Consider the following 13,049-nt stretch of genomic DNA (forward strand, 5'->3'; position numbering starts at 1 on the left):
AGGTCCCGAATACGGTCCGACCATGGATGACCAGCGGTCCTCTCCTCCTCCGGGATCGGGCGCGAGCGCGATGCCGGCGCACGGGGCGGAAGACGTACGACAGGCGTGGGGCCGGGTGACCGGCCGGCTCGAACAGCATGCCCCTGCCGTTTTCGCCCGGCTCGGCGGCCCGGGCTCCCCGGCGGCCGTCAGCGCGGCCGAGGAACGCATGGGCCTCAGACTGAACGGATACCTCGTCAACGACAAGGGACGCATACCCGCCGCCATCCGTGTGGCGTACGACGCATCGCGGTGAGCACACCGCCGGATCCGTGCCCTGGGGGACGAGGAAGGCAGAGGTGTCCTGTTATCACCCTTCCGCGTTAAATGCGTGGACCGGTGGCGTCCTCGGACGGGAGACTTCCGACTTCCGAACCACCGGGAGTGTGATGGGAACAACAGATGCGCGAGGATCGACGCCGGGCAGGAGCGCGGTCGTTCTGGCGCTGCGCCGCTACGGCCTGGAACTGCTGCGACTAAGACGACTGGCCCTGCCCGCGCTGCTGCTGCCGGCCGTGGGCAACATCGGCATCCGCTACGTCGCCCCCCTGCTGATCGCCAAACTGGCCGGACAGGCCGCCGGCGAGAGCGGTCTCACCCTCGGCTCGGCGCTGCCGTACGTGCTGGGCTTCGGTGTGACGCTGCTGCTCGCCGAGGCGGTGTGGCGGGTCGCGCAGCACTGCCTGAACCGTGTCGACGCCCTCGGCATGGAGCACCTGTACGTGAGCGGCATGGACGAACTCCTCGCCCAGGACGCGGCGTTCTTCCACGACAACTTCGCGGGCTCCCTCACCAAACGGGTGCTGAGCTTCGGCAAGCGCTTCGAGGACTTCGTCGACACGGTGACGTACCGGATCGTGGGCAGTCTCGTCCCCCTGGTGTTCGGCGCCGTGGTGCTGTGGACCTACGAGCCGATGCTCGTCGTCGGCCTTCTCGTGATGATCGCGCTGACCGTGGTGGCCGCGACACCGCTGATCCGCCGGCGGCAGAGGCTCGTCCACGACCGTGAGGCGGCGATCGCCAGGGTCTCCGGACATGTCGCCGACAGTCTCGGGAACATGGAGACCATCCGGGCGTTCGCGGCCGAGTGGCGGGAGGCCGACGAACACCGCAGCCGTGTCGCGGAATCCCGGCGCCTGACGCTCAGGTCGTGGGACTACGGCAACCTGCGCGTCGACATCCTGATCGCCCCGATGTCCGTGCTGACCAATGTGCTGGGCCTGGTGGTCGCCATCGTCTTCGGCGGTCCGGGCCAGGGAGTGGAGGAGGTCGTCATCGCCTTCACCTACTACTCCAACGCCACCCAGATCATGTTCGAGTTCAACCAGATCTACCGGCGTCTGGAGAGCTCGATGACCGAGGCCGCGCAGTTCACGGAGCTGCTGCTGGATCCGCCCACCGTGCTCGACCCTGCGGAACCCGAACCGCTCGCGGCGCGGGACACCGGCGTCCGCTTCGAGGCGGTGACCTTCGCCCACGCGGGCGCGAAGCCGATCTTCCAGGGTCTCGACCTGGACGTGCCGCCGGGCGCCCGGATCGGCCTGGTCGGCAGATCGGGCGGCGGCAAGACCACACTCACCCGGCTCCTGCTGCGGATGTCGGACATCGACGACGGGCGCATCCTGGTCGGCGGTCAGGACATCAGCCGGCTGCGCCAGAGCGACCTGCGCTCCCTGATCGCCTACGTCCCGCAGGAACCCGCCATGTTCCACCGCAGTCTGCGCGACAACATCGCCTTCGCCCGGCCCGGCGCCACCGACGAGGAGATCCGCGCCGCGGCCGCGGCCGCGCACGTCACGGAGTTCGCCGACCAACTCCCGGACGGCTTCGGCACCCTGGTCGGGGAGCGCGGGGTGAAACTCTCGGGCGGCCAGCGCCAGCGCGTCGCCCTCGCCCGGGCCATCCTGCGCGACGCGCCGATCCTGCTGCTGGACGAGGCGACCAGCGCGCTGGACTCGGAGAGCGAGCTCCTCGTCCAGGACGCCCTGTGGCGGTTGATGGACGGACGCACGGCGCTCGTGGTCGCCCACCGGCTGAGCACCGTCGCCGGCATGGACCGTCTCGTCGTCCTCGACCGCGGAAGCGTCGTCGAGCAGGGCTCCCACGAGGAACTGCTCGCGGTGGACGGCGCCTACGCCAAGCTGTGGCAGCACCAGTCGGGCGGCTTCCTCGGCGAGAGCGCCGAGCCGGCCCCGGCACGAGACCAGGGCAAGGATCCGGACCACGGCCCGGACCAGGGCCCGGACCAGGGCCCGGACCAGGGCCCGGACCAGGGCCCGGGCCAGGGAGCCGGCGCCGGCGCGCTGCCGGGACCGGCCGACCCGGCGCCGGAGGAGGACGCCAGAGAGTCGTCGTCGCCCGTTCGTACGAGCACCGGGTCCACCTGACCGGCATCGGCGGCCGCTCCTTCCGGCACCCGCCGAAGTCGTCGGCGTCCGGCATCAAGGAGCCGTGAAGACTGCCGGAACACGGCAATGTGCCGCACGGCATCGGCAGTTCAAGATGGAGCCGCAGAAACAAGGGGAGCGGTTTTGGCGCTCTGCTCTGGCGACAGGGCAGGCGCCGGGACCCGGGAGCTCGGCACGGGGGCGGGGACATGGAACAGATCGTGGACGCCGCTGTGCGCTTTCCCACCGTCACCGTCACCCCGGCCCTGGTCGTCGCTCTCGGCTTCTGGCTGCTGGTCCTGCTGGGGCGGACCGATGTGCGCGCCTTCGACGCCGATGCCCCCTCGCTGACCAGGTCGCTCGGTGGGACGCCGGTCGCCGTCGCGGTCTCCGTCGTGATCGTGAGCGACTGGCTGGTCAGCCTCACCGGAACGCTGCTGATGGAGCCGGCGTCCCCGAGCGGTCCCGGCGGTGCCGCGGCCCGGGTCGCCCTGCTCGTCCTGGCCGCACTGGTCGCGCTGGTCGCCCGGCCGGTGACACGACGGTGTGCGGCGCCGCTCGACAGGCTCTTCCCGGGCGGCCCGGGGGTGTACCGGCGCGCTGCCGCGCTCAGCGCTCCCTACGACCCCGGCAGTCCCCACCCCGGCGGCTGAGCCGCCCACGGGCCCCGCGGCCGGACCGCGCGCACCTCTGCCCGACGCGCGCCCCACGCACGCGCCCGACGTACGCCCGGCGCTCACCCGATGCAACGTCTGACGCGCGCCCCGCGTCTCTGCCCGCACGGAACGGTCCACCCGGCCTCGCCGTCGAGGCCGCCAACTCCTCGCAGACCCGAAGCTCGAAGGATGACGTATGAATGCCATCACCGCGGGCGCCGGCGTGCTCATCGCCGCCGGCCTGCTCGTCACCGTCGCCGCACTGTTCGTCGTCTCCCGGCTGTTCCGCAAGGTGGAGCAGGGCAAGGCGCTGATCGTCTCCAAGACGCGCAAGGTCGACGTGACCTTCACCGGTCAGGTGGTCCTGCCGGTACTGCACAAGGCCGAGGTGATGGACATCTCGGTGAAGACGATCGAGATCACCCGGGCCGGCAAGGAGGGGCTGATCTGCCGGGACAACATCCGCGCGGACATCCGGATCTCGTTCTTCGTGAAGGTCAACAAGACCGTCGAGGACGTCATCAAGGTCGCCCAGGCCGTCGGCACGGTGCGGGCGAGCGACCAGAGGACGCTGCAGGAGCTGTTCCACGCGAAGTTCTCCGAGGCGCTGAAGACCGTCGGCAAGCAGATGGACTTCACCGACCTGTACACCAAGCGCGAGGAACTCCGTTACCAGATCATCGAGTTGATCGGTGTCGACCTCAACGGCTACCACCTCGAGGACGCGGCGATCGACTACCTGGAGCAGACGCCGCTCACCCAGCTGGACCCGGCGAACGTCCTGGACGCCCAGGGCATCCGGAAGATCACCGAGCTGACGGCCGTGGAGCACGTGCGCACCAACGAGGCCCAGCGCACGGAGGAGAAGGAGATCACCCGGCAGAACGTCGACGCCCGCGAGGCCATCCTGGAGCTGGAGCGCCGGCAGGCCGACGCCGAGATCAGGCAGCGCCGCGAGATCGAGACCGTACGCGCCCGTGAGGAGGCCGAGACGGCGCGGGTGGTGGAGGAGGAGCGGCTGCGCGCGCAGTCCGCCTTCCTGCAGACCGAGGAGCAGCTCGGCGTGCAGCGGGAGAACCAGGCCCGCGAGGTCGCCGTCGCGCAGAAGAACCGCGAGCGGGTCATCGCGATCGAGAACGAGCGCATCGAGAAGGACCGTCTCCTCGAGGTGATCGCCCGGGAACGGGAGACCCAGCTGACGCAGATCGCCGCTTCCAAGGAGGTCGAGGCGGAGAAGCGGGACATCGCCGAGGTCATCCGTGAGCGGGTCGCCGTGGACCGCACCGTGGCCGAGCAGGAGGAGGCCATCAAGAAGCTGCGGGCCGTGGAGGAGGCGGAGCGCGGCCGGCAGAGCGTGATCATCGCCGCCGAGGCCGAGGCGCAGGAGAAACTCGTCAAGGACATCAAGGCTGCCGAGGCCGCCGAACAGGCCGCCGTCCACCGCGCGGCCGAGGAACTCACCCTCGCCGAGGCCCGGTTGAAGAGGGCCGACCTCGACGCGCAGGCCAAGCTGCGCCTCGCCGAGGGCGTCCGGGCCGAGCAGGCCGCCGAAGGCCTCGCGGCCGTCCAGGTGCGCGACAAGGAAGCGGAGGTGACGGAGAAGGCCGGCCGTGCGGAGGCCGTGGCGGCCGAGGCGCGGATGCGGGCCGAGGCGGAGGGCGTCCGGGCCAAGGCGCTCGCCGAGGCCGAGGGCATCGGCGAGAAGCTGAAGGCGGAGGCGGCCGGCCTGACCGAGAAGGCGGCGGCGATGGCCGCGCTCGACGAGGCGTCCCGCGGTCACGAGGAGTACCGGCTGCGGTTGCAGGCGGAGAAGGAGATCCGGCTCGCCGGGCTCGATGTGCAGAAGCAGGTCGCCGAGGCGCAGGCCACGGTCCTCGCCACCGGTCTGGAGAACGCCGACATCAACATCGTCGGCGGGGACTCGGTCTTCTTCGACCGGCTCGTCTCCTCGATCGCGCTCGGCAGAGGCGTCGACGGGTTCGTCCAGAACTCCGAGACGGCCCAGGCGCTCGCGGGGCCCTGGCTGGACGGCTCGTCGAGCTTCACCGACGACCTCGGCCGCGTCCTCGGCCAGGTCTCCACGGCGGACGTGCAGAACCTGACCGTGTCCGCCCTGCTGATGAAGCTGATGAGGACGGGCGCAGCCGACTCGGGCGCTCTGGAGCAACTGCTCGGCAAGGCCGCCGAACTGGGTGTCGCCGACACGTCGCTGGCGGCGCTGAACGGCAGCGCCAAGGTCTGACAGGCCGCGGTCCGGAGCTGCCGCACAGGGGACGGCAGCTCCGGACCGCTTCTTCTTGCGACTTTTCTTGAGAGGGAACCATGACCAACGGCCTGGACACCGGCACGTACGAGGTGCTGCGCGACCGCCTCATCGCGCAGGCCGCCGAACTCGCCCGCCGCGCCGAGGCGCTCAATGCCCGCCGCACCGCGGAGTTCGGCTCCACCCGGCTGCGGCTCGCCGGCACCGGGCAGCTGCGCACCGACCACGCGGCCGTGCCCCGGGACGTCGTCGCCGTCGGCGACGTCCTGCTCTTCGGCCACGACGCCGGCTCCGGCCGGGGACCCGAGCCGGCCGTCGGCGACGTCTTCGCGCTGCACAGCCGCGACCGCGACCGTGATCTCGACCGGTTGCCGACGGACGCCGTGCCCGGGCTGCTCGACGACCCGGCCTTCGTCCGCGAGTTCGCCGCCCTCCACCGCTACTACCGCCAGGCCCGGCTGCTCCGGCTGCGCCGGGTCGACGGCAAGTTGCTCGCCGTCTTCCGGACCGGGGAGAAGGCGGCGGACATCCGCGTCCTGCGCTGGGCGGTGACCGACGACGGCCGGGCGTCCTTCCTCGACGCGCGCGGCGACCGCGACCACGTCTTCCCGGCCTCCCACGACGTCGAGTGGACGCCGACGTCCCGCGACGACCACGTCCTCGGCCGCCACCCGCACGTCAGTGTCGGGGGCGAGGTCTTCGTCGCCACCGTCGGCGGAACCCTCACCGTCAAGGTCGACGACGACACCGAATCCGGCGAGGGCGTGCACGCCGAACCGGTCGAGGACCCCCTGCAGTCCCTCGCCGACGCGGACATCGCGTACGCGCGCGTGGGCCCGCTGATCCTGCTGCGGATCCGCCCCTACAAGGAGGACGCCGACCGCCACCTGGTGTTCAACACCCTCACCCGGACGGTCGTCCGGCTGGACGGCATCGGGCAGGCGTGCCGACGGCTGCCCGAGGACCAGGGCATCGTCTTCCCCGGCGGCTACTGCCTGGCCACCGGCACGCACAAGACCTTCGACGGCGTCGCCGCCCCCGCGACCACGGGCGCCCTGGAATTCGAGCGGACGGTCCGCTCGCCGGGCGGCGAGGACGTGCTGTTCGTCTTCCACGCGCGCGCGCAGGGGCGCAGCCTGCTGCTGCCGTACAACATGATCCGCAAGGAGGTCGCCACCCCGCTGTCCTGCCGCGGCTGGGCCCTCTTCGACGACGGCGCCCTCGTCGTGCTGCGCGCGGACGGCGAGGAACCGCAGAGCGTCCACCCCGTCCAGCTCTGGGAGTCGCCCTTCGTCTCCGACACCCACGCCGCCGCCCGGCCCGCGGGCGCCGGCCCGCTCGCCCGCGTCGGCAACGCCGACCTCGTGCGCGGCATCTCCGACTGCCTCTCCCTCAGCCGCACCGTCACCGACACCACGTCGACGAGCGAGGGATACGCGGCACTGGCCGCCGGCTGCGTCCGCGCCGCCGACTCCTACCACTGGCTGACCGACCCCGAACTCGGCGCTCTGCACGAGCCGCTCGCGCAGATGCGGGCCACCGCCGAACAGGTACGGGCCGAGTTCGCGACCGTGCAGGCTCTCACCCGGCAGGCCGCGGACGCGCTCACCGACGCGGCGGAGCGCGTCGCCGCCGCCGTACGCCGGCTGCGCGGCGAGGCCCCGCGCTCCGCCGCCGCCTGGGTGTCCGGGCTGACCGAACTCCGGCACGCCCAGGGCCATCTGCTCACCCTCAAGGACCAGCGGTACGTCGACGCCGACCGCGTCGACGAACTCGCCGCCGGCGCCGAGGGCGACCTCGCCGCCTTCGGGCGGCGGGCCGCCGCCCACCTCGCGCGCGAGGACGCCTTCGCCGGCCACCAGGCCGACGTCGAGCGCCTCGTCGCCGACGCCGAGGCGATCACCACCGTCGCCGAAGCCGCGCCCGTCGCCGCCCGTCTCGACGAACTCACCGGCGGGCTGCGCACGGTGACCGAGATCGTGGCCGGACTCGACATCGCCGACGCGAGAGTCCGGACGTCCGTCCTGCAACGGATCGCCGACGTCCTCGGCGGCGCCAACCGGGCCCGCGCCCTCCTCGAGGGCCGCCGCCGCGCCCTCCGCGACCGTGAGGGACGGTCGGAGTTCGCGGCCGAGTTCGCCCTGCTGGGCCAGTCGGTCACCCAGGCGCTCGCCGCCGCCGACACCCCGAAGGCGTGCGACGAGCAGCTCGCCCTCCTGCTGGTGCAGCTGGAGAACCTGGAGTCCCGGTTCGCCGAGTTCGACGACTTCCTCGGCGTCCTCGCCGACAAGCGCGACGAGGTCCACGAGGCGTTCTCCGCACGCGAACAGACCCTCGTCGACGCCCGCGCCCGCCATGCCGAACGCCTCGCCGACTCGGCGGCACGCGTCCTGCGGACCGTCACCCGCCGCGGCGCCGCGCTCGCGGACACCGACGCCGTCACCACGTACTTCACCTCGGACCCCATGGTCGTCAAGGTCCGCCGTCTCTCCGGGGAACTGCGCGAACTCGGCGACCAGGTGCGGGCGGAGGAGCTCGACGGCCGCCTCAAGGCCGCCCGCCAGGAGGCCCTGCGGTCCCTGCGCGACCGCAGCGACCTGTACACCGACGACGGCCGCACCCTGCTCCTCGGGACGCACCGCTTCGCCGTCCACACCCAGCCGCTCGACCTCACCCTTGTTCCGCACGGCGAGGGGCTGTCCTTCGCCCTGACCGGCACCGACTACCGCTCCCCGGTCACCGCCCCCGACGTCGCCGCGGCCCGCCCCTACTGGGGCCGGCCGCTGCCGTCGGAGTCACCCGAGGTCTACCGCGCCGAACACCTCGCCGCCCGGCTCCTGCACGAACACGGCCCGGCCGCCCTGGAGGAGGCCGACCTGCCGGGCCTCGTCCGGCAAGCCGCGGAAACCGCTTACGACGAGGGGTACGAGCGCGGCGTCCACGACCACGACGCGACCCTGATCCTCACCACCGTCCTGCGGCTGTACGCGAACGCCGGCCCCCTGCGCCACGAGCCCGCCGCGCGTGCCGCCGCCCAGCTGTTCTGGGCCCACGAGGCGACCGCCGAGGCCCGCCAGGACTGGCGGCGGCGCGCGGTCTCCCTGGCCCGCGCACGGGACACGTTCGGCCTGACGCCCGCGATCGACGATCTACGGAGGGAACTGGCGGACGCGATCGGAAGGACCGAGACCGGAACGAACGCGACCGGCACGGCCGTGACCGCCACGGAGGCGGCGGCCGCCTACCTCTTCGAAGAGCTGACCGGCGGCCCCGAGGGCTTCGTCCTGGGCGCCGGCTGCCGCACCCTGCTGGAGAAGTTCCGCCGCTCGGTGGGCTCGTCGGCCTACGACGACGACCTCGCCGCCCTCGGCGGACCGGCCGCACGCCGGCAGATCGTCGAGGCGTGGCTGTCCTCCTACGCCGCCTCGACCGGCGCCGACACCACCCCGGGCGACCTGGCCGAGGCGGTCGCCGCCGAACTCTGCCCCGGCCTGACCCGCTACGACCGCGACGCGCGGCTGACCGCGACGGTCGACGGGCTGCTCGGGGTCCACCCCCGCATCGTCGCCGGGGCCCTGCCCGTCCGCGTCGACGAGTTCCTCGCCCGCACGCACGCGTTCCGCACCCACGACGTCCCCGGCCACCGCGCCTACCAGCGCCGCCGCACCGAGCTGGTGGCGGCCGAACACGCCCGGCTCCGCCTGGACGAGTACCGGCCGCGGATCATGTCCGCGTTCGTCCGCAGCAGGCTCATCGACGAGGTCTACCTCCCGCTGATCGGGGACAGCCTGGCCAAGCAGCTCGGCGCCACCGGCGCGGCCAAGCGCACCGACACCGGCGGCCTGCTCCTGCTCGTCTCCCCGCCCGGCTACGGCAAGACGACCCTCATGGAGTACGTCGCCGACCGCCTCGGCCTGATGCTGGTGAAGATCAACGGCCCCGCCCTCGGCCGGTCCGTCACCTCGCTCGACCCGGCCGAGGCGCCGAACGCCACCGCCCGCCAGGAGGTCGAGAAGATCAACTTCGCGCTGGCGGCGGGCAACAACACCCTGCTGCACCTGGACGACATCCAGCACACGTCGCCCGAACTGCTGCAGAAGTTCATCCCGTTGTGCGACGCCACCCGCCGCGTCGAGGGCGTCCTCAACGGTGAGCCCCGCACCTACGACCTCCGCGGCAAACGCTTCGCCGTCTGCATGGCCGGCAACCCCTACACCGAGTCCGGCGCGCGCTTCCGAGTCCCCGACATGCTCGCCAACCGAGCCGACGTCCGTAACCTCGGCGAGGTCCTCACCGACAAGCAGGACCACTTCGCGTTCAGCTTCGTCGAGAACGCCCTCACCTCGAACCCGGTCCTGGCCCCGCTCGCCGGCCGTGACCGCGCCGACCTGGAGCTGCTGGTGCGCCTGGCGGGCGGTGACTCCACGGCCCGCGCCGACCGGCTCATCCACCCGTACGCCCCGGCCGAGCTGGAGCGGATCCTGGCCGTCCTGCGCCACCTGCTCACCGCCCGCGACACCGTCCTGGCGGTGAACCACGCCTACATCGCCTCGGCGGCGCAGTCCGACGACGCCCGCACCGAACCGCCCTTCCGGCTCCAGGGCTCGTACCGCGACATGAACAAGATCGCCCAGCGGGTCCAGCCGGTCATGAACGACGCCGAACTGGCCGCGCTGATCGAGGACCACTACACGACCGAGGCCCGGACCCTCACCACGGGCGCCGAGGCGAACCTGCTCAAACTGGCCGAACTGCGCGGCGCGCTCACCCCCGAACAGGCCGCCCGCTGGGCGGACGTCAAGGCCGCGTGCGTGCGCACCCGAACGCTCGGCGGACCGCAGGACGACCAGCTCACGCGCGCGATCGCGGTCCTCGGCCTCCTCGCGGACCGGATCGCCGCCGTCGAGTCCGCCATCACCCGAGCCGCCGGGACCTGACCGACGGCCGTCCCGTCACCCGACCCGCGGCGACGCCCGAAGGGCTCACTGAGCCCAGTAGTCGCGGGTGGGCAGTTCTACCCACAGATCGGGAGGTCCGACGACGCCGCGCGGGTCGGCCGGACGCAGTCCCGCGAAGGCGCAGGAGTACGCCACGGGGTTGAGGCGGTAGAGGTACGAGGCCAGCACGTCCTCGGCGCTGTCGTTCTCCCGGGGTCCGCCGCCCGGGTGCAGGTCCCAGCCTTCGACGGCGCCGTGACGGGCGATGCTGCCCTGGTTGCCGCTCTTGGGATTGGCGTACAGGCCGTAACAGACCGTGCCGGCGGACAACCGGGTCAGCACGCCGGGCATCTGCGGCGCGTGCCCCCAGGGCTGGGTCACGACGCAGCCGCCCGGCACGGACGTCACGCCGACGATGTGCAGGCTCTCGTCCATGTCGAACGCCAACGGGTCTTCGAGCAGCTCCTCGACGAGGTCGCCGTCCGCCGGCGCGGCCTCGAGACGGCGCACCGCCTCGGCCGCGTCGATACCGGCCACGCATGCCAGCCCCAGGCCGTCGTAGGAGAACGTGCCCAGGGCCGTGGTGAGCCGGGCGGCCTCGTCGGACGCCGTACGCTCCGTGTCGGTCAGGCGCACCCCCTGCGGCGCCGGGAACAGGTCCGGCGTCGGTCCGGCCAGGCTCAGCCGCCCGGGGGACCAGCCGCCGATCGACGGCCGCCAGGGATCGGCGCCGGCATCGGCGAGGGCGCGTGCGTGGTCCGGGTTCCTGGACACGACGGCTTCCCAGAGCGCCGTCACCCCGTTCTCCAGCGCGTCCACGTCCGCGATCCGGCCGGCCAACTCGGCCACGACCTCAGGGGATCCGAACACCGCCGCGCGATGCAGCGGCCGGCCGCCGCTCCACTGCTCCGGGTCGGCGCCCTCGTCGAGGCGCCGGCGGATGTCGTCGACGTCCGTCCAGTCCCAGCCCATGCCGGCCCAGCCGTCACCCGCTGTCATCGATCCCCCTCGATCCGAGCCCCGGACAGGGCATACGCGGCTCGTGCCAGCGTAGTCGAGGGGTTTCGAGCGGCGTTTCGCAGGCGGTCGGGCGGGCGGTGTCCGAGGCGGGCGGGACGGCGTCGGCCGTGGCGGCGGTGTTCTCACACCGCGGCGATGCCCTCCATGCCGGACTCGGCGAAGGGGGGCAGTCCGGTGACCGTGGTGACCTTGGTGAGGGAGCCGTTCGCGCCGATGCGGAAGCCGTCGACGGTGCCGGAGGTGCCGTTCTGCACGTACAGGAACTTCTCGTCCTGAGTCACCGCCAGGTCGATGACGCCCTGGGACATGGCCGACGGCGGTGTGGCGATGCCGATCTCGTTGGTGAGGGCGAGCCTGCCGTGCCGGTCGGTGCGGTAGCCGGTGACGGTCGAGTTGCCGGTGTTGCCGCCGTAGAAGAAGTCACCGGCGCGCTCCAGCCAGCACAGGGTGTTCTGACCGTTGGGCAACGGCTCCTGGACGACCTTGAGGCCGCCGTCGGCGAGCACCTTGTACGTGCTGACCGTCGACTTCTCGGCTTCGGCGACCAGCATCCGGCCCGCCTTGTCGAAGGTGATCGCGAACGGCACGCCGCCGGCCGAGCGGTTGACCTTCGCCCGGTGTGCGGGGCGTCCGTCACGGTGTATCGGGAACACCTCGATGGTGTTGGCCGACTTCGTGGTGACGACCAACTCCCGGCCGCCCGGCGTGAACGCGACCTGGCCGGGCGAGCTGCTGAACAACGGCACCTTGTCGTTCTTCAGTCCCAGGGAGCGGTAGGAACCGCTCAGCGGGACGAGTCCGCCCGCGGTGATCCTGAAGCCCTGGACGCTGCCCGCGCCGCCCGCGTTCATGACGTAGGCGAGGTTGCCGGACACCGCGACGGACGACGGGAAGTCACCGCCGGAGCGCACCACCCGACGGTTCGTCAGTTTCTGTCCCTCGACCCGGAACGAGGTCACGGTTCCGCTGCCCGCGTTGACCGCCAGCAGCAGGTGCGAGCCGCGGTCGTAGACCAGTGAGCCCTGGGAGGCGAGGGAGTCGGTGGGCGCGTCGACCTGGTCGCCGCCCTTGCCGCCGGTCGCGTAACTGCCCGCGGCGGTGAGCTTTCCGTCGTCGCCGCGCCGGAACACGCGGATGGTGTTCCCGGCGAGTTCGTTGCCCTGCACGAAGACGGCGTGGTCGGCTCCCGCCCGGGCGCTCTTCGTCGTCGCGGTCGCGCCTTCGTGTGTGCGGGGGGCTTCGCCCGCCGAGGCGATGGCCACCGTGGTCGCGACGGCCGCCGATGCGAGGATGCCGGCCCCGGCGACGGTCATCCGGACCTGCGACTTCGACCTGCGCCTGGTGTGCCTGCTCACGTCTGACTCCTCGTCACCCCGCCGCCACCGCCGGTCGGTGACGTGCAGAGCCAGAGTCGCCTGTGGGGCGGGTGGGCCGCGCGTGTTCCGGCTCCGCGTCAGCTTCTCGTAAGAACTTCCGTTTCCCGGGAGCGGCTGGTCGGTCCGGCAAGCGTCCTTGACCGTCGTGGCGGTTATGGCCGGAAAGCGTCCAGAAAACGGGAACATTGAAGTTTCACGTACGCGGGCCGCCGTGCCTGCCACTGCCGGGCGTATCGACGGCAGTGGTACGTACGCGAGTCGTCCCAAAACCCCGCGCTCGTCGGATCGCTCCGATTGCCGCACAGTGGAGCCCGTGCCGTACCGATGACCTGGCAGGACGGCTGCTGAGGGCGATCGGCCCCCGACCGCCG

General features: G+C 72.2%; 7 protein-coding genes. 5 read left to right on the top strand and 2 right to left on the bottom strand.

The features are described from left to right. The first annotated feature begins 22 nt into the window (after window positions 1-22). The 5 genes from QA802_RS33990 (at window position 23) to QA802_RS34010 (ending at window position 10,282) form a co-directional block, all read left to right on the top strand. Window positions 23-295 (top strand): SMI1/KNR4 family protein, encoded by a 273-nt coding sequence (locus QA802_RS33990; protein ID WP_334530914.1) that lies wholly within the window; start codon window positions 23-25, stop codon window positions 293-295. Between the two features lie 133 nt (window positions 296-428). Beyond that, window positions 429-2,426, top strand: coding sequence for an ABC transporter ATP-binding protein (locus tag QA802_RS33995; RefSeq protein ID WP_334530917.1), 1,998 nt, complete (start codon window positions 429-431; stop codon window positions 2,424-2,426). Window positions 2,427-2,635: 209 nt separating this feature from the next. After that, on the top strand, window positions 2,636-3,079 hold the full coding sequence (locus QA802_RS34000; protein WP_334530920.1) for a hypothetical protein: 444 nt from the start codon (window positions 2,636-2,638) through the stop codon (window positions 3,077-3,079). A gap of 199 nt (window positions 3,080-3,278) precedes the next feature. Then, complete coding sequence (locus QA802_RS34005; protein ID WP_334530923.1) at window positions 3,279-5,324, top strand: flotillin family protein; 2,046 nt, start codon at window positions 3,279-3,281, stop codon at window positions 5,322-5,324. Window positions 5,325-5,404: 80 nt separating this feature from the next. Further along, window positions 5,405-10,282, top strand: coding sequence for a DNA repair ATPase (locus QA802_RS34010; RefSeq protein ID WP_334530926.1), 4,878 nt, complete (start codon window positions 5,405-5,407; stop codon window positions 10,280-10,282). Window positions 10,283-10,327: 45 nt separating this feature from the next. Here the strand turns inward: QA802_RS34010 and QA802_RS34015 are convergent, their stop codons facing one another. Next, complete coding sequence (locus QA802_RS34015) at window positions 10,328-11,281, bottom strand: ankyrin repeat domain-containing protein (protein ID WP_334530929.1); 954 nt, start codon at window positions 11,279-11,281, stop codon at window positions 10,328-10,330. A gap of 143 nt (window positions 11,282-11,424) precedes the next feature. Then, a complete protein-coding gene (locus tag QA802_RS34020) occupies window positions 11,425-12,657 on the bottom strand; it encodes a lactonase family protein (RefSeq protein ID WP_334530932.1) in 1,233 nt (410 codons plus the stop codon). Between the last annotated feature and the right edge of the window lie 392 nt (window positions 12,658-13,049).

The sequence above is a fragment of the Streptomyces sp. B21-105 genome, from assembly GCF_036898465.1.
GTDB lineage: Bacteria > Actinomycetota > Actinomycetes > Streptomycetales > Streptomycetaceae > Streptomyces.